The sequence below is a fragment of the Psychrobacter sp. AH5 genome (assembly GCF_040371085.1).
Classification (GTDB): Bacteria; Pseudomonadota; Gammaproteobacteria; order Pseudomonadales; family Moraxellaceae; genus Psychrobacter.
The window spans coordinates 1,514,568-1,535,914 of the sequence record NZ_JAMBMT010000001.1 but is presented as its reverse complement, the minus strand read 5'-3'; the positions used below and the strand labels follow the sequence as shown (position 1 = coordinate 1,535,914).

The 21,347-nt window shown below is 41.0% G+C and carries 20 protein-coding genes and 1 other RNA gene; 14 read left to right on the top strand and 7 right to left on the bottom strand.

Going from position 1 to position 21,347, the window contains the following annotated elements; translation table 11 throughout:
• The first annotated feature begins 78 nt into the window (after positions 1 to 78).
• Entirely contained in the window at positions 79 to 1,182 is a 1,104-nt protein-coding gene (aroC, locus tag M0N77_RS06470) for a chorismate synthase (RefSeq protein ID WP_353104422.1), read from the top strand.
• A 135-nt stretch (positions 1,183 to 1,317) separates the two neighbouring features.
• On the opposite strand, the gene M0N77_RS06465 is transcribed toward aroC, so the two are convergent.
• From M0N77_RS06465 to M0N77_RS06455, 3 genes are all read right to left on the bottom strand, one after another.
• Positions 1,318 to 1,527 carry a hypothetical protein gene (locus M0N77_RS06465; RefSeq protein WP_353104421.1) on the bottom strand — a complete coding sequence of 70 codons (210 nt, stop codon included), beginning with the start codon at positions 1,525 to 1,527 and terminating at the stop codon, positions 1,318 to 1,320.
• Positions 1,528 to 1,627: 100 nt separating this feature from the next.
• Entirely contained in the window at positions 1,628 to 3,355 is a 1,728-nt protein-coding gene (gene creC, locus M0N77_RS06460) for a two-component system sensor histidine kinase CreC (protein WP_353104420.1), read from the bottom strand.
• A 2-nt stretch (positions 3,356 to 3,357) separates the two neighbouring features.
• Positions 3,358 to 4,146: a response regulator gene (locus tag M0N77_RS06455; RefSeq protein ID WP_353104419.1), complete on the bottom strand. Its 789-nt coding sequence runs from the start codon at positions 4,144 to 4,146 to the stop codon at positions 3,358 to 3,360.
• Between the two features lie 277 nt (positions 4,147 to 4,423).
• Between M0N77_RS06455 and M0N77_RS06450 the strand changes: the two genes are divergently transcribed.
• The 10 genes from M0N77_RS06450 (at position 4,424) to M0N77_RS06405 (ending at position 12,542) form a co-directional block, all read left to right on the top strand.
• Positions 4,424 to 5,095, top strand: a complete 672-nt coding sequence (locus M0N77_RS06450; RefSeq protein WP_353104418.1) for a dienelactone hydrolase family protein — start codon at positions 4,424 to 4,426, stop codon at positions 5,093 to 5,095.
• 180 nt (positions 5,096 to 5,275) lie between these two features.
• Positions 5,276 to 5,634: a transfer-messenger RNA gene (ssrA, locus tag M0N77_RS06445) on the top strand.
• Positions 5,635 to 5,797: 163 nt separating this feature from the next.
• Complete coding sequence (locus M0N77_RS06440; protein ID WP_353104417.1) at positions 5,798 to 7,039, top strand: integrase arm-type DNA-binding domain-containing protein; 1,242 nt, start codon at positions 5,798 to 5,800, stop codon at positions 7,037 to 7,039.
• Between the two features lie 119 nt (positions 7,040 to 7,158).
• The gene (locus M0N77_RS06435) at positions 7,159 to 8,469 is read left to right on the top strand and encodes a hypothetical protein (protein ID WP_353104416.1); all 1,311 of its coding nucleotides are present in this window, start codon (positions 7,159 to 7,161) and stop codon (positions 8,467 to 8,469) included.
• A gap of 191 nt (positions 8,470 to 8,660) precedes the next feature.
• Positions 8,661 to 8,951 carry an AlpA family phage regulatory protein gene (locus M0N77_RS06430; protein ID WP_353104415.1) on the top strand — a complete coding sequence of 97 codons (291 nt, stop codon included), beginning with the start codon at positions 8,661 to 8,663 and terminating at the stop codon, positions 8,949 to 8,951.
• A 3-nt stretch (positions 8,952 to 8,954) separates the two neighbouring features.
• On the top strand, positions 8,955 to 9,197 hold the full coding sequence (locus M0N77_RS06425; protein ID WP_353104414.1) for a helix-turn-helix domain-containing protein: 243 nt from the start codon (positions 8,955 to 8,957) through the stop codon (positions 9,195 to 9,197).
• A gap of 2 nt (positions 9,198 to 9,199) precedes the next feature.
• Positions 9,200 to 9,736, top strand: coding sequence for a KilA-N domain-containing protein (locus tag M0N77_RS06420; RefSeq protein WP_353104413.1), 537 nt, complete (start codon positions 9,200 to 9,202; stop codon positions 9,734 to 9,736).
• Positions 9,723 to 10,253: a hypothetical protein gene (locus M0N77_RS06415; protein WP_353104412.1), complete on the top strand. Its 531-nt coding sequence runs from the start codon at positions 9,723 to 9,725 to the stop codon at positions 10,251 to 10,253. Before M0N77_RS06420 ends, M0N77_RS06415 begins: the two co-directional genes overlap by 14 nt.
• Complete coding sequence (locus M0N77_RS06410; RefSeq protein WP_353104411.1) at positions 10,246 to 10,428, top strand: hypothetical protein; 183 nt, start codon at positions 10,246 to 10,248, stop codon at positions 10,426 to 10,428. Before M0N77_RS06415 ends, M0N77_RS06410 begins: the two co-directional genes overlap by 8 nt.
• A complete protein-coding gene (locus M0N77_RS06405; RefSeq protein ID WP_353104410.1) occupies positions 10,425 to 12,542 on the top strand; it encodes a DUF3987 domain-containing protein in 2,118 nt (705 codons plus the stop codon). Before M0N77_RS06410 ends, M0N77_RS06405 begins: the two co-directional genes overlap by 4 nt.
• A 380-nt stretch (positions 12,543 to 12,922) precedes the next feature.
• Here M0N77_RS06405 and M0N77_RS06400 read toward each other — a convergent pair whose 3' ends face one another.
• From M0N77_RS06400 to M0N77_RS06390, 3 genes are read right to left on the bottom strand one after another with little or no spacing between them, the layout of a single operon-like run.
• Positions 12,923 to 13,813, bottom strand: a complete 891-nt coding sequence (locus tag M0N77_RS06400) for a hypothetical protein (protein ID WP_353104409.1) — start codon at positions 13,811 to 13,813, stop codon at positions 12,923 to 12,925.
• 6 nt (positions 13,814 to 13,819) lie between these two features.
• Positions 13,820 to 14,656: a hypothetical protein gene (locus tag M0N77_RS06395; protein ID WP_353104408.1), complete on the bottom strand. Its 837-nt coding sequence runs from the start codon at positions 14,654 to 14,656 to the stop codon at positions 13,820 to 13,822.
• A 47-nt stretch (positions 14,657 to 14,703) separates the two neighbouring features.
• Positions 14,704 to 15,201 carry a hypothetical protein gene (locus M0N77_RS06390; RefSeq protein WP_353104407.1) on the bottom strand — a complete coding sequence of 166 codons (498 nt, stop codon included), beginning with the start codon at positions 15,199 to 15,201 and terminating at the stop codon, positions 14,704 to 14,706.
• Positions 15,202 to 15,834: 633 nt separating this feature from the next.
• Here M0N77_RS06390 and M0N77_RS06385 point away from each other — a divergent pair.
• The 3 genes from M0N77_RS06385 to M0N77_RS06375 all read left to right on the top strand — a co-directional run bounded on the left by M0N77_RS06385 (position 15,835) and on the right by M0N77_RS06375 (position 20,227).
• Positions 15,835 to 16,215 carry a hypothetical protein gene (locus M0N77_RS06385; RefSeq protein ID WP_353104406.1) on the top strand — a complete coding sequence of 127 codons (381 nt, stop codon included), beginning with the start codon at positions 15,835 to 15,837 and terminating at the stop codon, positions 16,213 to 16,215.
• A gap of 375 nt (positions 16,216 to 16,590) precedes the next feature.
• Positions 16,591 to 16,890 carry a helix-turn-helix domain-containing protein gene (locus M0N77_RS06380; RefSeq protein WP_353104405.1) on the top strand — a complete coding sequence of 100 codons (300 nt, stop codon included), beginning with the start codon at positions 16,591 to 16,593 and terminating at the stop codon, positions 16,888 to 16,890.
• Positions 16,891 to 16,966: 76 nt separating this feature from the next.
• A complete protein-coding gene (locus M0N77_RS06375; RefSeq protein WP_353104404.1) occupies positions 16,967 to 20,227 on the top strand; it encodes a type ISP restriction/modification enzyme in 3,261 nt (1,086 codons plus the stop codon).
• 875 nt (positions 20,228 to 21,102) lie between these two features.
• On the opposite strand, the gene M0N77_RS06370 is transcribed toward M0N77_RS06375, so the two are convergent.
• Positions 21,103 to 21,342, bottom strand: coding sequence for a hypothetical protein (locus M0N77_RS06370; protein WP_353104403.1), 240 nt, complete (start codon positions 21,340 to 21,342; stop codon positions 21,103 to 21,105).
• Between the last annotated feature and the right edge of the window lie 5 nt (positions 21,343 to 21,347).

The window sequence follows — 21,347 nt, the reverse complement described above, 5'->3', positions numbered from 1 at the left end:
GATTAAGGGTGATAACGCTAATTACAGATGTTATAGCTCTTATTATTAATAAATAGTATTAGATGTTTAAGGATAGACATGGCAGGTAATAGTATAGGTAAGCTCTTTAGTGTCACCACTTGCGGAGAGTCGCACGGCGCAGGTTTATTAGCTATCGTTGATGGCGTACCACCAGGTATGGCGCTATCTAGTGAAGACTTACAAGTCGATTTGGATCGCCGTAAGCCTGGGACTTCTAAGTACGCAACTCAGCGCCGTGAAGATGATGAGGTGGAGATTATCTCAGGGGTCTTTGAAGGTAAGACCACAGGCACCTCTATTGGCTTACTCATTCGTAATACCAATCAAAAATCCAAAGATTATAGCGACATCAAAGACACCTTTCGTCCTGGTCATGCCGATTATACTTACAGTATGAAATACGGCTTTCGTGATTATCGCGGCGGCGGACGCTCTTCGGCTCGTGAGACTGCTATGCGCGTTGCTGCAGGTGCTATTGCTAAGAAGTATTTGTTTGAGCGTTTAGGCGTGCAGATTCGCGGTCATGTCACTCAGATTGGTAATGAGTACAGCCAAGTGACCGATCCTAGCTTAATTGACTGGGAATTTGTCAATAGCAATCCGTTTTTTTGCGCTGATAGTGAAGCGGTGCCGCGCTTTGAGAGCTTGATTGATAGTCTACGCCGAGAAGGCACTAGCTGCGGCGCTAAGCTTGAGATTATCGCCAGCGGCGTACCAGTAGGCTTAGGCGAGCCGGTATTTGATCGCTTGGATGCTGAGATTGCTCATGCGATGATGAGTATCAATGCGGTCAAAGGGGTGGAGATTGGTGATGGTATGGCGGTCGCCGGTCAGTTCGGTCATAAAGCGCGTGATGAGATGACCCCTGATGGCTTTACTGCCAATCATGCAGGCGGTATCTTAGGCGGTATCTCCTCCGGTCAAGATATTAGCGTCAGTATCGCGCTCAAACCCACCTCAAGCATTACCACAGCTGGCAAGAGTATTAATACTGATGGGGAAGCTATCGATATGATAACCAAAGGTCGTCATGATCCTTGCGTTGGTGTACGCGCAACCCCTATCGCTGAGGCCATGCTAGCGATTGTATTGCTCGATCATTATCTACGTCATCGTGGTCAAAATGCCGATGTGGTCGCGCCGGTTATGTCGATTACTTAGTGCTTTGAGAACGCTTGATTTGTTAGTAAAAAGCCTTTTACCTGTTGATGAATAATTATCGATAAGGTAAAAGGTTTTTTTAGCTTTAATGCCTTGTTCTATAATAAGTTAAGCGTTGAATAATAAGCATTTATACTAAGCGGCTAATGAATAACAGTCCACCGCCACACAATGCTGATGTCTAAACACTAATAACAATTGCTGACTCGGAATCGCAAGCCAATGAGCAAAAGCAATACTATCAATATTTTTGTTAGCTAAAAGCTGCGTACAATCATGACGACTATAGCCTAAGTAAGATTTTATTGATTGGCTAGCGCTTGTTATAGAAAGGTTAGGTTTCATAGCAGTTATTCCTGTTTTGATAGCAAGTTTGGATAGGGCTATCGTAAAATAACCAGGTATAAAAGCTGTGCAACAATGATGAAAATTTGATGAATTATGCTTAGTTAGCTAACGGTAAAGTAACACGCACTATAACACCTCGAGAGTGACTTCCAAGGTTCTCAGCTGTATTATCATCTACGTTACTGATACTAACGCTACCGCCGTGATGTTCAATCACTTGCTTGACCAAAGTTAAGCCCAGTCCTGTGCCTTTTTTTAGATTATTTCTATGCTGCTGCGGCGATTGCTTTTGATGCGAGAGGCTAAAATAACGATCGAAAGCTTTGGCGATAGCATAGTCGGGGAGAGGCTGACCGTCATTAAAGATATCAATAGTTACGCTCTGATCTGCCGTTGTCACCTCGATATTTACTTCATTATCAGCAAAATAAATAGTATTGTCTAAGACGTTTTGCAGCGCTTGCACTAGCCAAAAGCTATCGCCATTAATCATTGTTTTATCGAGTAACACCGACGGATGTTCTTCGTCTATGTCTTCAACACTATAACCATTAATGAATAACTTCATTGCAGATAAACCACGTTGCTGCGCTTTAGGTGCGCTATCTTTTATTAAGCTGTTCAGCATAGGGATAATGGAGATGGCTTGACGATTTAATCTAAAGGTCGGCTGCTCAACTTTGGCTAATAATAATAGCCTATCTATTAATTGCTGCATCTTAATACTTTGCTCGCCAATTGCTTGGGTCAGCATTTGCCTATCATCGTCATCTAAGCCCTCATCTTCTAATAGCTCACTGCTAGCGCGAATGGCGGTTAATGGACTTTTTAGCTCATGGGTCAGCGTATGCACATAATCACTGACATAAGCTCTATTTTCTAGGCGGTGTTTCATCGACTCGATAGTATCGGTCAAGCTGTTGAGCTCGTGAGCTAAATAAAAATAAGGTTTTTTAGTGTCTTCAGCGAGAGCGCCAGTGTAGCGCGTGACCAGGCTAATACTTTGTTTGAGCCACCAAGCCACTAGGCCGGCTAAAATAAGCGCCGCAATACTAATGAGCAGAGTAGTCACTAGCATACGCTGACGAGTATTATCGAGGTAAGGCATAACGCTATCGACGGGTTTACCGACGCTGACCACACCGATAAGCTGGCCCAGATTATTTTTTATAGGCTGGGCGACATACATAATAGAGCTATCACGCTTGCTATTAGCATCTGGGGTACTACGCGCGCCGTATTGACCTTTGAGCGTTAGATAAACATCATTCCAGCGGCTGTAATCTTCGCCTTCAGCGTTGCTAGGCGCGGGCAGGGAATCATAGATCACCATTCCTTTATTATCAGTCACATACAGGCGAAAGCTGCTGGCTGTTTTTTGTTGATACTCAGGCTGCTCCTCTAGCTCATAAGAATATTTGCTGTTGATATCTTTAACGCTAGCAGGCTTTGCTATAAAGGCGCTATCCAACTGGCGCTGATAGCTGGCGTCTAATAGTTGCCCAGACTGCAAAGGCGCTTGTAGGTTAGCAGCCATCATCTTGCTGGTATCTAATAAGGTATCCTCAATGACTTGCTGCGCGGTAGGTTTGACATGTTCAAATAATTGGGTAAAAACGACCGTACCAGAAACGATTAATACTAAAGCTACCGCCAACCAGATTCGAAAAAATATACTTAGGTTTAATAACTTATTAGGCTGATCCTGCTGCTTAGCCGTACCAATCGGATGCAGTTTGGTATACCAATTACTTTGCTGCAGCTGCGCATTAGACTCGCTAGTAGATTCAGTCTTAGGATTATCGCCAGCTTGATTATTAGTCATTATTATGGACACAAGGCATAACCCAAACCGCGATGGGTATGGATAACGTCGATATCAGGATGAAGAGTCGCGAGCTGCTTGCGAATAGATTTGACATGGCTGTCTATCGTGCGAGCCAAACGATGATCAGGATAGTCGCTAACGGCATTTAACAGTTGTTCACGGCTAAAAACTTGATTTGGAGCGTGTAATAAAGTTAATAAGATTTTGCGCTCGGTATTGCTAAGCTCGAGCTTTTGCTCATTCCAAGTTAACGTATAATTTAGAGGCTGATAATACCAATGACCTGATGAATGCTCAAAAGTTATTGCTTGCTCTGCTGTCTGTTTCACCAGTTGATCTTCGTTATCGAGCTTCTGCTCAGCGTCTTGAGGTTTTGCTTGCTGGCTTGAGAGCTGTTCACGACGCCAAATCGCTTTTAAGCGAGCGACTAATTCCCTTGGACTAAAAGGCTTGGCACAATAATCATCGCCGCCCATCTCTAGCCCCAAAATACGATCAACCTCGTCACTACGCGCGGTCAAAAATATAATAGGAATATCTTTTAGACTATTAATATCAGCGGCATGGCGAATCTGTTGGCATAGATTTAAGCCATCACCATCTGGAAGTCCTACATCTAAAATAATAGCCGACAAGTCCTGTGACTCAGCATTATCTAAGCTATGGAGCATCGGCAACACGCTACTGGCGTTATCAAGCCAAGTCATTTGCCAACCCTCACGCTTAGCGGTCACTTGCAACGACATAGCAATGGCCGGATCGTCTTCTACTAATAGGATATGAGTCATAGGATTTTCCCAATTATTTTATTGGCTAAAAGTAGAGAGTTTATTGAAGACTGCTTGCTGTGTTTTTTGATTGAGCATTGAAAACTCAATATCTAACATCATAAAGCATAGTCATTGTTAGAAGTCTGGTAAAGCTATCCTAGCATGGAAAGCTGATAAAATTATGCGTTAAGCAAGCAAAGATTATGAAGAATTTATGGATTAAAATAAGTTTAATCTAATAGCTCTTAATGCTATAGCGAATGTTGTTTTATTCTAGTTCAATTAAGGAGAAAGTATGAGCAGTTATCTAGAGGTAGTCACGGTTGAGCATAACCCTTCGAATAAGCCGATTGATAGAGCGGTGATTTGGCTGCATGGTTTAGGAGCCAGTGGGCATGACTTTGAGCCAGTAGTGCCGCAATTGGGTCTTGATGATAATATGGCGGTACGCTTTATCTTTCCGCATGCGCCGCAAATACCAGTAACGATTAATGGCGGCATGGTGATGCCGGCTTGGTACGACATACTAGAGATGAGCCTTGAGCGCAAAATTGATGTCACTCAAATCGAGCGCTCAGCGCAGCAAATTCGCGATTTGATTCAGCGTGAGATTGAGCGAGGTGTCAAACCTGAGCATATCGTTATCGCCGGTTTCTCACAAGGCGGGGCAGTGGCCTATCATGTGGCGCTGGGCTACCCGCAGCGGTTAGCTGGTCTTATGACTTTGTCGACTTATCTAGCTACTAATGATAATCTTGAGTATAGCGATATAAATAAAGGCTTGCCGATACTTATTGAGCATGGCGTACAAGATCCGGTCGTGCCCGTTGTCTTAGGTCAGCAAGCTCAGCAATTACTAAGCGATAAAGGCTACAGCGTTGAATACAATACGTATCCAATGGCGCATCAGGTCTGTATGCCGCAAATTCAAAATATCGGTAAATGGTTAAATAAGGTATTAGCTTAAAGCTCTGTATTCATAAATCATTAGCTATTGAAAATATGCTGGTAAGCCATATATATAAGTTAGAGTTATTAAGTGAATGAATAAGCTTTGAAGGTAATTATTAACCTGTAACGTAATGTAATAGCTGTCTATTAGCAGTTGAGAAAAATCTTAAGTTCGCTTATAATACTCGATCTTATTGGGGATGTTCTGGCTTCGACGCTGGTGATGAAACTCAATGATGCATGTCGAGAGTGTATGTCCTCTCGTAAATCAAACATATATTGTTATAGTCGCAAACGACGAAACTTACGCTCTAGCAGCTTAAACCCTGCTTACTGCGCTGCCGATTACCTATAGTTGACCAGCCCAGTTGAAGCGTCCGAATATAGGTTCGCCACAAGGGATTGTCTCAATCGCTTGGGTTCAAAAGTAGAGAATCGTCCAATCCATCCTGCCTGTCGGATCGGTGCGGATTAAATCCAAAGACAGAATCTAAACATGTAGAGTCATGAGCGTAATGCCGGCGGACGCGGGTTCAACTCCCGCCATCTCCACCAAACATTGATAAAGGGCTGACCGTCATAGACCGTCAGCCCTTTATTTTGGGCGTTTTTCAGGTTTTCACTACCTTATAGGGGTATGGCGTCCTATATAGAATGTTGGTATTATTGTTGGTATTAGAGTTTATACACCTTTTCAATACCAACAAAGGATAGTCAAATGCCCTTAACTCATACGGTCATTAATAAGCTGCAGCCAAGCGATAAAGCTATCGAGAGCAAACGACCTGACAAGCATAGTGACGGTAACGGGCTGCAACTATGGGTTAGATATACGGGCGTCAAGTCATGGATCAGCGCCTACCGCTGGCAAGGTAAGCAACAAACCCTCACTATTGGTACTTATCCAGTTATGAGCCTACAAAGCGCAAGGCAGCGCAATATTGAGATCAAACGCTTAATAGCTGAGGGTGTGAACCCTAAAGACCATAAAAAAGAGCAGCAAGCCAGCCAAGATGGTTCTAATATTTTCGATAACATAGCTCAATCATGGTATAGCGAGCGCAAAACCTACCTAGCACAAAACACCTTTAGCCGTAACTATTCCGCCTATATGCGCGATGTAAAGCCCTCCATTGGTCATAAAAATATAAACGACATAACCGCGCCTGACATATTGGCTATTGGTAAAGCAGTAGAGAGCCGCGGCGCTAGTGAAATGGCAAGGCGTACCATTAGAGAGATAGGGCAGATATTCAAGCACGCTATACGCAATGGACTAGCCACGCATAACCCAGCCACCGATTTAGCCGAAGCAATCAAACCACATAAAACAGTCAATCATAGTCGAATCACTAGCCAACAATTACCTAAACTATTAAAAGACATTGATGCTTATGGTGGTGACCTATTAGTGAAGCTAGGCTTATGGTTTATGTGCTATACGTTTGTGCGTACCAATGAAATTAGGTACATGGAATGGCAAGATGTGGACTTTAAACGTGGCTTATGGACTATACCAGCTATAAAGATGAAAGCTGGGCGCTTGCATATCGTGCCACTAGCACCGCAAGCAATAGCAATACTAAAGCAAATAAGAGAGCTAGGTTTTTCCGATAAATACGTTTTTTTTAATACCTCAACCCGTAAGCCGTACAGTCAAAGCGCATTTATTAATGCCCTATGGAACATGCAATATAAAGGCAAGATGACAGGGCACGGCTTTAGAGGGCTTGCTAGTACCACATTGCATGAGCAGGAATACATGCACGAAGCGATAGAGCTACAGCTGGCTCATGATAGGGAAAATAAGATCAGCGCAGCTTATAACGGGGCGCAGCACTTGCAATACAGAATTAATATGATGAACGAATGGGCAAGTTTCGTTGATGATGCCTATGCTGGCAAGCTGGACAACGTGATCCGTGCAGACTTCAAACAACAGACACAAAAGCATGGCTAACGTCATGCTATAACGACTATGCAAGGCTAGGACTAATTACCCGAACGACAGCTATTTACACACCCTTATGCTGTCACTGCCTTGCACCTACTTTGATTAAAGGGTGTAGGGGTGTGAATGTGAGTTCTTTAATTGATGAGCTAGAAGCACGGAAAAATGATTTTATTCTAGTAGCAGATGTAATAAATCTAATGGCAAATGCGACAAATAGTACACCATCTCAAGTATTGGATTATCTTGATACTAATAATATTGATGAACGTCTCACCATATTTTATATGGACGAAAGATATAATTTTCATTCATATAGAAAGCCCTTAGTAGGTTTGGGTTATGAGACAGAAACTACTTACTTTGCCCTAAAAGATGCGATGATGTTTGAACCAATTAATAAGCATGGCATTTTTGGAAAAAACCAAGTCACAAACAATGTGATTAATGATGTTTATGAGCGTACCTATGATATTAATCATCATAAAAGAAATCGCGAGGATGATTACCTAACGTTAAGTGAAACATTAGATTTTCTTAACTCTAAGAAAGGTTTTAATACTTCAAGTTATGATTTAAGGAAATTAAGAGATTTGGCGAGGAAGAAACTTCTGACGCCGTGCTTTTACTTTAGTGGTTATGTTGGTAGTTTCTCATTTGAAAACACAAAGAATTTTTATGTAGAAGTTATAACAGGCTATTTCACGTATAGACTACTGGCAGAAGAAGTTTGCAGTTCGGACGATTATATAACTATACCATCTTGTGAAACTGGTAATGAAATCAGAATTTATAGAATTCTCGAGAAACACACAGCGGAATATGTAGATAATGACAATGGCGTATTTTTATTAGAAAAGAAACCTCAAGGATTTCATGATACTGAAAAAGTAGAACTAAAGTGTATTGAAGCGGACGAGATTAGGTTTTCAAAGCGAGAAATAAATAGTTATATAGCTTCACTTACCAATAGTAATGAAAACCAAAATGATTCCTCTGTACAACATGATAGTGAATTACTTGCAAAGCTAGAAAAGTTACAAGCTGAGAATGACAATCTTAATTCTAGGTTGAGTACTGCTAGAAACACTTACAAGCAACACAGAAACGAGATAAAAGCGCTCCAAGAAAAGATTAAACAGGCAGATATTGAAAAAGCGAAACTTATTGAGCAGCTTAATAAAGTAGAATTAACAGACAAGCCAGCTATTATTGAAAATAATACAATCCTATACGTTACCCCAGCCATAAGCATAATGAATGAAGTTATTGCAGAGTTTTGGATTGATTATGATCCTAATGACCCAGCACCTAAACAAAGCACCATCACTGACTGGATAACAGATAAATTTGATGATGTATCAGATGCTTTAGCACTAAATATTGATAAAGTTTGCCGTCATACCAGTGCAAGGAGTGGAGGGAAATACAAAAGGTAGTTAAATTTTCGATCTATTGCTATAACATCATTGAGCCCTTGTGTATCAAGGGTTTTTTAATGCCCTAATATCAATGATATTGCTATTACATCATATCAAAAGTCCTTGCCTGATAGCCGTACCCACTCTCTATTCTATCCATATCGCAGCACATCGCAGCGGTGCAAATCATACGATATGGAGCAGTTAAGATGACACACCCCACTCAAAACACCCCAGTAATTCCCTCTACTGATAACACCTCTCACGATACCGAATCAACCACTGTAAACAGTCTATCTATGCAACTGCCTACTACAGGCATGGGCAGAGCAAAGGACATTTTGCCGTTCCTACCCTTTAGCAAAACTACCTTGTTTGAATGGTCGAAAGATGGACGTTTCCCAGCTGGCAAAAAGCTATCACCAACGATGACCGCATGGAGCTATGCGGACGTTCACGAATGGCTGAACTCTCACACCTCAACCACTAGCGAGGTGTAGATCATGAGCACACGGCAACCAAAAAAGAGCTATAAGCAGATTATTCATAATCACATGCTGGCAGGTCACAGCATATCTACTTATGAAGCCTTTGATCTATGGCAAATAACGTGCTTTTTACAGCGGATCAGCGAGCTAAGAGCGCAAGGCGTGGTTATCCAAGATAAGACCATCAAACGCAACGGTAAGACGTTTAAACAGTATTGGATAGATCAGCAGACACCGCAAACCGTAGAGGGGGTGTAATCATGCTTACTATCTCAAACAGCAACATAGATATGCAAGACGGGCTTTACTCACTCAATGACCTACACAGAGCCAGTGGCGGACTTAAACGACATCAACCAAGTAACTTTATTCGTAGAAAACAAACTCAAGAATTAATAACTGAAATAAAGACTGAAAATTTTAGATCCTCAGAAATGAGGAGCTTAGAGCCAATAAGGGTTGTAGAGGGCATACAGTTAGACGGAGCACCACAAGGTACATTTGTATGCTATGAGCTTGTTTATAGCTACGCAATGTGGGTTAGCCCACGCTTTCACCTACTGGTTATACGTGCCTTTCACTCAATCGCCGATCAGCAAAACCAGCTTAGCCAGCGACTCAATAACTTATGCCATGATTTACAGGTGGTTGATACTGCACTCACTAGCGCAGGTCGCTTCCTTTGCGTTGGTGGTAAGCAGATCAAGCCACAAATACAGCAAGATATTAATAGCACTCTAAAGCAGATACATCCCAGCCTTTTTAACGTGGAGGAAGTAAGAAATGAGCATAGATAAAAAAACCAATCTAAAAGCCGACCACGGGAAGCACAGCGACAGCCAGCTCTACAAACGCAGCTTACTACTTAGCCTTACTGTTTTTATAGCATGGGTGGTAGGTATTGGCTTACTACTATCATTGGTCACATGCCAGCCAGTCCATGCAAAACCGATTGCAAGTGATAATAGCAGCGGTTACTATATAGACCTCTCAAAAATCACTAGCGGACAAGCCAGCCGTTATTTATTGGCTTTTTTTGTGCCTGATAGTAGTGCAGCCTCTCAAGCTGTTACTGTGCCATCAAGTACCGCCCTAAAAGCGCATTTACGCGCCACAAGGGGGCACTCCCCCATATCTATAGCAAATCATTTGCTAACCGACTATGACGGGTTGACGCTGCAAAATACAATAGCCGCAAGGCGAATATGCGGGGCGGCTTCTAGTGATGCCGAGAGTAAGACCCGTCACCCTATATCTTTACCGTATAGTGTGACATTAACTCATAAATCACTAGGAGGTAGCTATCATGGCTAACTCAATCAGCACGACCTCAAACACTCAAGCCACTACCAATAGAACATTAGCCAATCAAGCCATTAACGGTGTACATGATGACGGCTTGTCTATGGTTCAAAGTAAACAGCGCAAATTTAACAAGTATAGAGCCATGCGCCAGCCTAACCAATCGCAGGTAAGGGGGGCTGAATGACCACCACACCAAAAAATACCCATGAAAAAGCCCGTGCATTCAGCACAGGCTTTGAAATGATAAGTAGGTTTAATGCAGCCACACGGCAAGGTCTGGCAGATGACAATACACTATTAAATTTATATAACCTATGTGAGCAGTTAGGCATACAAGATAAGTTATTGAGCATTGATGACAATATTACCATAACTACAGGCTTTGATACAGGAACGATATCGCCTACAGCTGGCACGATAGGGCTAGTATTGAGCAGTAACCAAGATCAGCCCGTAACCCTTGCCAGCGTCACACCTAATGGCAGTCAAAAGCCGTTAATCATTGACCGTATGCAGCCGTCTGCCTTAATCATTGGGACGTTAGATAGCACCTGTGAGCTGATAGCCGTTGATAACTTAGATGACGCTGTAATGCTTGCTCAATGCTTAATAAATGACAATGTTACGGTACTGGCAAGCGTTGATAGTCTGCTATTCAATGGCATGGTAAAGCATTTTGCCGAAGTTTATCCCGTGACTATCTTTACTACCCTAGATCAGAAAGACAAAGTTTGTAAGCCGTTCAAAGGTGAGAACGTAAAAGCCATTGTTACCAGTGATAGAAACGTCTTAGAACATTTAGAGTATGGCAATCTAAGCTATAGCGACATATTAACCCTTGATGATACAGCCATACTCGATTTACAAGCTGAGATATGGGGCGAACCTGAACCATTAGCCAATAGCCCAAACAAGCCCACGCCATACCCCATAGATGCGTTCACAGGCTTGCTACAGCACGTTGTTAAGGCAGTAGCACATTACACGCAAGCACCTACAGCTATTGCAGGTCAATGCGTTTTAGGGGCACTGGCACACATGGGGCAACGGTTCATTGATGCACCGATGGGACACGGACACATGCCAACCAGCCTAATATTAATCACAGAGGGCGAAAGCGGTAGCGGTAAGTCACAAGCTATGGGCTTAACTCACTTCAAAATACGTGAGTATGAGAAGCAGCTATATGCTGATTATCTTATTGCCTTGTCATCATGGGAGAATGACAGGGTAAGTCTTAAAGGTAAAGAGCTAGCCGACTTCTTAGAGTCCAACCCAAAGCCCCAAAATCCTAAGACCATGTTCAAAGAAGCGACCATTGAGCCGATACTCGATAAGTTTATTGATGGCAGTATCAGTAATGCGTCATGGACGACAGACGAAGCCGCCCAATTCTTTAACGGTCATACCATGAAAGGCGATACTGCAGGCAATGCCTTATCATCATTAACAACGCTATACAGTGATGGTGAAGTGTCCCGTTTACGCTCGCAAAAGTCTGCCTATGCAACACCGCACACAGACGCTTATAACGTGCGTATGACGCTATTACTACAAGGGCAGCGAGTTATCTTAGAGCCAGCACTAGCCGATCCCGTTATGAATGGACAAGGGTTTTTAGCCCGTGCTTTGATTGCCTGCCCTGAGGACTTGCGCGGCCAAAGAGTATGGAACGATGAGCAGCGCAATAATGACAGCCCGTATGATAATGACTACTTAATAAACTACTGGGCACGTTGTCAGAGCTTACTTGATCCATTGCCAGCCAATCTACCCAATGACAGCACAGGCGCACCACAGCGCATTAAAATGCAATGGGCAGACAAACAGACTAGGCAAGTTTTCAGTGACTTTAAACAGGCAATAGAAGACAGACAGGCACACGGGCAGCCTTTAGAGTATCTAAAAGCGTATGCCTCACGCATGGCGGAGAATGCCAGCCGTATAGCGTCATTGATGGCGTTCTTCGATAGACGTCATACAATCACTACTGATGATATTAAACGGGCGTTTATGCTTGTGGAATACTCAACAGCCGAACGCTTGCGCTACCTTGATGCAACTCCAACAGGTGAGCAGAACGACAGTGAGAAGTTAAGCAGCTGGCTAGTGGATAAAGCAAGGGCTAAAAATCCGCCTATCTTGAATAAGTCGTTTGTGTCACAGAACGCACCCAATACCCTAAGAGGTAAGAAACTTAATGGCTTGCTCGACGACTTAGAGAGTATGGGGCATATCAGGTTAGAGAGTGAGGGGCGCAGGCGTTTAGTATGTATCAACCCTAAGCTGATTAATTAGCTACCCTTAAAAAGCTGCTATAGTTGCTAAACTTTATCTAGCCCTTGCCAGTCGAGGGCTTAACTTTAGGTAGTGCGCTGCTAAGCATAGCTAAATTTGCTAATCTATCGCTAAACTTAGCCAAAACAGACGAAATTTAGCAGAACTATAGCAACTTTAGCGACCCTTAGCAGGTAGTGAGCTAACCTACAAGACTTGACAACAAAGGCTTATGACCAACTTTAGCAACTATAGCGACTTTTTAATTGATTAATAAAGCGCGCTTAACGCAAGGTAGGCGATGAGTAAATAGTAAAAATTGCCACTAGGGCGGTTAGAGAGAAGCTTGAGTAGTTATTCGCAAGTAATTAAAAGCCTTATTACTAGAAACAAATTTTTGTTTATGCGTAAGTAAAATTTAATATATCTTCATATAGTTTCTTTAGGTCATCAGACTGAACAAACTTTAAAGGTATGTTAGTACGGTCTGCCATATATTTAACATTATTTGATGTTTTATTTATGTGCTTGATTATGTTTGTGTAATTCTCTTCGCTAATGTCACTATTATCAGGTGTGGGGCAATAGATAAAGAATCCGGCTCTGCTTTTTCCTCCCGATATCTCACATGCTGTTTGTAGGTTCATGGCGCCAAGCGTATCTAGGTTATATCCTAAATAAGCTTCTGGAATGAAGTCTGCTGATACCAACGTACCAAAAAAGTTGTTTTTGAAAATATCCCCATGTTTCCAAATAGGCATATTTATCTCAACTTTGCTATCACCGCCAATAATAAAAGGCTCTTCACGCAAGATATCCTTGAAGCCTTCTGGGTTGGCTTTGCGTAAATCTTTGAATAATTTTTTACGTAAAGAGTCGGTATTTATTGATTGACGTTGGGTTGATTGAGTCTCCATATGATCGCAAATCAAATTAATATACTGTCCATACAAGCTAGATAGTATTTGGTCAATAGTTAAGCCTTGAGTAAATAAGGGTGCGGAATAACTCAAATGAGGTGAAGCAATAACAGTATCGCCCAATTTCACAGCGATATCTTTTGCATAGTTAAGCATATTTTGAACTTGGGTCGCACCCTCTTTACCGTATAAGCACTCAAAGGCCTTAGCATTTTTTAACATACGAACATGACGATTGTCTTCATTATCATGAAATACGATGCCAATATTAAAGGTTTCCTGAGCAATTAAGTTTGGAGTAAATTTAATTACTTGGTAATGGCCAGATACTCTATGCTGTTCGGTATTTTCTAGTAAACTCTTCCAGCTCATCACTAACTACCCCAGTAAACCATAACGATTGCTTATTAATTCGTTCACATTATCCGTTCGCCATTGTAAAAAATCCAAGAAAGATTGCCAATCTTTTTTATTATTTGTGGCAAAGTTATCTATCCAGAACTTCATCTCAGGTAATAAGTGTTGATGTGACAAGAAATAATCTTCAGCAACGGAGATGAAGCGATTACCTTTCCTGACATCAGACTCTATCTCATTTTGATTAATTGAAGCAAGTTGGTTTGAGTAATTGAGTTGAGGCTGGAGAGAGCTGTAATTCCAGTTTGGATTACTGCTATCCTCAGTTGCTAGAAATCCATTGTCGATCATGCAAAAAAGATTATTTCCCGTATGAATAAGGTTGCGTGGATAACGGTCAGTATTCGCTATTACCTCATCAAACACAACAGCCTTATTAAAGTCTTTCCATTTAATTATCTGATTGCGCAGCCAGTCATTTAAGGTATGAAACTCGTAGTGTGTGCTAGTAGCTGCCGTGGTAAAAAAAGCAGGTAATGTTTCTTCCTGATCAACACACCCCTGCATTTCTTTGGTAAGTAACGGATAAAAAGGACGAAGCATTTTAGTTGGTACTAAGGCAACTCCTGCAAATTCTGGCTGAGGTATATTTGAAATTGTGCCATATAAATAACCAAGAATCTCATTCAGCAAACCACGATTGCCTTCTTGTAATGAGTAAAATTTAAAATATACAGAATGAGGTTGATTGTTTAGAAGCAAGCTACCCATTAATACGTTGCTAATAGGGTCATTTTTTTTAGCTTGAATAATGCGCTCTATATCAAATGGCATAACAAGATTTAGTATTTTTTTCATAACAACATCCTATGATTAGTTGATCATCTCAACTTTTTCTTATGCTCTTAAAGAAGACTGTTTTGAATTATTGTCATTAGAGAGTCTAGATTATCCCAGCCCGCATCCACAATTCTTGTTGTCAGGTGTTTTATACTCTCAGCGGGCAGCTCTCGAAGCGCGTCAATCATTGTCTGTTTACGTTCAGTTGGTAGATTAGAGGACAGAATCATAGACTCTAGGATTGTCCTAAACTGTTCGGCTTCAAACTTAATAGTCACTACACCTAAGATGGCTGATAGCCCGCCATCATCTGCAAGAAAGTCCATGCCTATATGAGTGATAGAAGCCAAATGAGGTTGGAAAGATTCACCTTGCATAGACGGCGATACAAGCAGGCTCTTTTCAGAAATGAGTTTATGATCTTTGAGGTAAGCCAAGTTGGCGATTAACTTATAGTAATCATCACTTCCGTAATCATATTTTTCACTAATGTTCACTGATGAGGGGTAGGTTTCACTTAATTCAGTCAAAATAGCCAACTGCATTTCTCTATCTAACAGCATAATCACGTCCTTATATTAGTCTCAATCCAAAGGCCTCAGGTTACACATACCTTCAGCCCTATCTCTCTAGCATCATCCGAGTCAGCACCTTTCTTACTTGTATTACTCATAGTTTGATAAACCACATGCTAATCGTTGTTAGCAAACAGCTAAATATTAATCGACTTTAACCGATTAGTAAGCTTTGAGCAATATCGGCAAGCAACTATAAGCTACGACACACTGTAGATTGCAGCATTATATGCACAACAAATAATAATAAGCTTTAGATTTTGTTCTAATTTCAGATCTAGTCAAAGAACTATCATTGGAATTTGACCATAATAAATATGGTTGATGCTCGCACTCCTGACAGAGGGTGCTAGTTTTCGGACACGTTAGAGGGGGAGCTATAAATCGAGATTGAACAGGCAAACCAATGAACACCGCCACCATTCACACGCACAAGAAAAAAACCGTTTCAAACAGAAGTTAAAAAACTTTCGCGACAAGTAACGTAGGCGCGTGACTTACAGCCACTATGAGTAGGTTAATGCCATGTTAAAAAGTTAAAGCGTGACTTTTATTAATCATACTAAGGTATGGTTCATAGAATGGATAAATATAGGTGGATAGATGAATAAGTTAATCTTCATGATCTTACTATCATTGACAGCTTGCCAACCTATTGCGGATTACGACACTGATACTGATGATGATATAGCAGTCGTTGATATTTTTTGGTCATCTTATGGCAATGTTAAGCAATACCCATTTACTATTAAATCTGGACATATTGCTTGCAGTTTCAACGAAGTAGATTTTTACCCCGATGATACGGCTAATGATGAGTCAAGCATAGGTTGGCCACTAAACAAAGTAGCTCAAGATAGTCTAAAATCTAGTGGTATGAAGCCAAACGTGGAGAATGCTATCAAGCCTAATGCTGATTTGTCCGAAGCTATTAGAATGGGGTTAGATAGGTGTAAACAGGTACAACAGCAATTAGATGAATTTAGATCAGAGATTAGTTAATAGAAAAAGCAAACTTGTTTAATGATTTAGATGTATTGCACTGTAAATATATTTTGATAGACTTCAAGATAGCTAAATCCATTAAGTAAACAAAACAATGTTTCGTCACCCCTAGACCTACTATTTCGTACATAGTCTTTATCATTTAAGTACACTTATTTTTCAGTTATTTAGATCACTTTAAGATGCCCGTCTGTCCCACGCAAAAACTAAGGTACAGCAAAAAGAATCAAAGGTAGGCGTTCATCGTCTGCCTTTTTTTATATCTGATACTCCTATCATTATTATAATGGACTGAAACCAATAGCCCAAAACTCGACAAAATATAACTGTATTGTTGTATCATGGTGACATATAAAAACAGGGGTCTAATCTATGACGCATTTTAGCGCACTAAATGATTATGTAGCAGACTTGCCAGCCGATAGACAACAAGCGATCAATAATAAATCCAAGATATTAAGCCAGTCTATTGAGCTTGCCAAATTGCGCAAAATTAAACAGTTAAAACAGACCGAACTTGCCGCCATAATGGGTGTGTCACAAGCCAGCATATCAAAGGTAGAAAGTGGTAAGGATATTCAGCTATCGACCTTGCAAAACTATGTTAGAGCGTTGGGTGGTGAGGTGAGTATCATCGCTAAGATGCCAAACAGTGACGTGATATTGATATAGCACTCTCACCCTATAGGCGAACCCCCACGACTTTTATATCTTGTTTCAAATCTTATAATCCAACCTAGGAATATCTATGTCAGATAGCAATCACCAACACGTTAGCGATTACGTCAATAAAGTAGCATCAAGGGTTAAATTAGGTCATAGCTCAGAACATACTTTCCGTAAAGATTTAGAGGATTTGATAAATCATTTAGCGCCTGATGTGATGGTAACCAATGAGCCAAGCCAAGTAACGGACTGCGGTAACCCTGACTTTTTGATTAGTAAAAAAGAGATTCCTATTGGTTTTATCGAAGCCAAAGACGTTGGCAAAGACTTAAACTCTAAACAGTACAAAGAGCAGTTTGATCGCTATAAGGCCGCACTTGATAACCTCGTCATCACGGACTATCTACGCTTTCAGTTTTATGTCAATAGCGAGCGCATTCATGAAGTCTGTGTCGGTGAGTTAGTCGCAGGCGTAGTGCAGTCGCATGACAGTGAGTTTGAGCGCTTGGCTGAGCTACTGCGTGACTTCTGTGTCTATGTTGGACAGACCATCAGGTCAGCCCAGCGTTTGGCTATCTTAATGGCTGGCAAGGCAAGGCTGTTAGAGAATATTCTATATCAAGCACTGACCAGTGATGAAGATAATAATGCCAATACTGACTTACGTGATCAGTTCAATACCTTTAAGTCTGTGCTTATCCATGACTTAACCCCTAGTGACTTTGCCGATATTTATGCGCAAACGCTAGCTTATGGCATGTTTGCCGCCCGTCTGCATGATGACACCTTAGATACTTTTAGCCGTCAAGAAGCGGCGGAACGCATTCCCAAAACCAATCCATTTTTACGAAAACTATTCTCTCATGTTGCTGGTGTCGATATTGATGACCGTATCAAAACCACTGTCGATAACTTAGCGGATGTATTCCGCGCCACTGATGTCGCAGCTATCCTAAAAAACTTCGGTAAAACTACCCAAACCCAAGACCCGATTATTCACTTTTACGAAACATTTTTGGCGGAATACAATCCCAAGCTTCGTAAGCAGCGCGGTGTTTGGTACACGCCTGAGCCAGTGGTAAAGTTTATCGTGCGTGCTGTGGACGATATATTGAAGTCTGAATTTGATTTACCCGAGGGTATCGCTGATACCAGTAAGATTGAGATAGAAAAACAGACACAAACCCCTGATAGTCGTACTAAAACAGGCTATAAGATGGTTAAAGAGTTGGTGCATAAGGTACAAATCCTTGATCCTGCAACTGGCACGGGTACATTCCTTGCCGCCATTATTCAGCATATTTTTCATGATCAGTTTGAGAATATGGGCGGCATGTGGAGCAGTTATGTCGAGCAAGATCTATTACCGCGCTTACACGGCTTTGAACTACTGATGGCAAGCTATGCAATGGCACACCTCAAGCTCGATATGCTATTGACCGATACAGGCTATCAGCCGATTAAACCTAAGCGTATGCAAGTCTATCTCACCAACTCACTAGAAGAACATAATCCCGATACAGGGACGCTATTTGCTGGCTGGCTGTCTGCTGAGGCGAACGAAGCTAATGCGGTCAAACGTGATGCGCCAGTGATGGTTGTCATGGGCAATCCACCGTATAGCGGAGAGAGTACTAATAAGGGTGACTGGATCATGTCCCTTATGAAAGATTATAAAAAAGAGCCAGGTGGTATTGAAAAATTAAATGAGCGCAATTCAAAATGGATAAATGATGATTATGTGAAGTTCATGCGTTATGGGCAACATTTTATAGAAAAGAATGGCGAGGGTGTCTTAGCCTTTATCAATCCGCATGGCTTTTTGGACAACCCAACCTTTCGCGGTATGCGCTGGCAACTGTTAAATACTTACGATAAAATTTTTACTATTGACTTGCATGGCAATTCCAATAAACAAGAAACTTCTCCTGATGGCAGTAAAGATGAAAACGTTTTTGATATACAGCAAGGCGTTTCTATAAATATATTGGTTAAAACTGGCAAGAAAAAATCTGGTGAGCTTGGTAAGGTTTATCATTTTGACTTGTATGGAATCAGAGAGGATAAATATGATTTCTTAACAGAAACTAGCTTAGAAGATATCGATTTCTCAGAAATACCAAATCATGCCCCAAACTACTTTATGGTAAAAAGAGATTCTAAAGTTGAGAATATATATTTGAATGGTTTTAATGTAGAAAAATTATTTGTTGTAAACAGTGTGGGAATAGTGACAGCTAGAGATAGCTTCACCCTTCATGAAACTGAAAATGAAGTTATTGAGACCATAGAAAGTTTCATAAATCTCGAAGATGAAGAGGCTAGAAAGAAATTTCATCTAGGAAAAGATGTAAGAGACTGGAAGGTCAGCTATGCTAGGAAAGATATCGAAAATAACTATAAGAATGGAAAAGGTAAGATAATAAAAATATCTTATAGACCATTTGAAGATAAATGGACTTTTTACACTGGAAAATCAAAGGGTTTTCATTGTTATCCTAGAAATGAAGTAATGAAGCATATGTTGCATCAATCCAATACAGGTTTTATAACTGCGCGAAGTAATAAGTCTGAATCATGCGATCATTTTTTTATTACTGATAAACCTATAGAAACGAAGTGTGGCGAGAGAACCACTCAATCAGCTCTATTTCCACTTTACCTATATCATGAAGAAGACAACCAAACCGAGTTATTAGGTGCACAAGAAACCCCAACCCGAACCCCAAACTTTGATCCTGAAATCGTGGCAGCCATTGCCAAAGCCATTGGCTTAACCTTTACTAATGAAAAATCTGATGAGGCTGGCACGTTTGCCCCGATAGATACTCTCGATTATATCTATGCAGTATTACACAGCCCAACATATCGTGAGACTTATAAAGAATTCCTAAAAATTGACTTCCCTCGCGTGCCTTATCCTAGCGATGCCGATACGTTTTGGCAGTTGGTGGCGCTCGGTGGCGAGCTACGCCAAATTCATTTGTTAGAATCCCCGAAGCTTGCCGCACAGATTAAGGCGCTCAGCCTTGGCTATCCAATAGGCGGTGATAATTCGGTTACTCGCAAGATGACCAAAACCAGCGTTGGCTTTGAGCCTGACGAAGCAGATAGCAGCATTGGCAAAGTTTGGCTTAACGATACTCAGTATTTTACCAATGTGCCTTTAGTGGCATGGGAGTTCTATATCGGTGGCTATCAGCCCGCGCAAAAGTGGCTAAAAGACCGCCGTGATCGCATGCTAGACCATCATGATATTAAGCATTACCTGAATATCATCGCGTCACTTAGCTTAACAAATGAGCTGATGCAACAGATTGATAATATCAACGTAGTGGGTTAAATCGGTATAATAATAAAATTACGTTAAGATAAAGTAATCAGAGGTAGGCGTTAAGCGTCTGCCTTTTTTTGTGGCTGGCAAGCATTAGCACTGACACTACTAAACACTTACCTTTAAGCGCAAATAGTTGATCCATGCGAGTAGATGCACGATAAATAAGCGATTGTGCGCGACTGTAAATGACGTTTTTATCGCGCAAATAAACAGTAATACTGACACTTTACACCCACCAGATGCGGCCGATGCACGAGAAACGCAATCGAATCACAGTTAGAAGCGCACATATTGCGTGTATTGTGCAGGTTAGAGTTGTACGGGCGCTCATATTTCGCTCGTTCTCGCGCATTCTTTGATGCTTATTGAGCGAAAAAATATACTGTAATATGGACGTTACGGGGCTATACAGGCAGCACGCACAAAAAATGCGCGATAAACGCTTAACTTTTAACGACATGGTGAGCGAAGTTAAATATATCGAGCGAAATTAAGCGTGACGTCAAATAACAGCACATCAGCGCAATAAGTTACAAATAACATCTAAGTAAAATAGTCAGTATTCAACAACAGTTAAAACTAAAATCTATTGTTGGTATTATGGTTGGTATCGTCTATTTTAAAAAGATTAATAACTTCTATTATCAATTACTTATAAGTGTAGTTTAGTTTCCGCCATCTCCACCAAATATTAAAAATCCGATCACGTAATGTGGTCGAATTTTTTTATATCTAAGTTTTAGCAGAAATTGCAAAAAATTTGTCTTGAGTATGTTCAATAGGTATTGACATAGAACAAATAGCCGAAGCTTGAGTAAATACGGTGTAGGTTAATGATCTAAGTCAAAACTGCGAACGCAATATTTAGAGAAGGAGTGGTATTAAGCGTAGATTTGATTGTTTAATTTATCAAAATAAGCGTTTGCCATTTTTCTTTCCATAGTTTCAAAACGAATATATATACCTGAGCTGTCTATAGTGGCATACCAGTGCTCATCGTTACAACCTGTTGGTATCTCAAAAAACTTATCATTGACGTATTCGCCTACCGTATAGACTTTACCTACTGAGTAAAAAGCATTGCCACTCGTGCAGACTAGTTTATCACCGGTTTGAATCATATCTT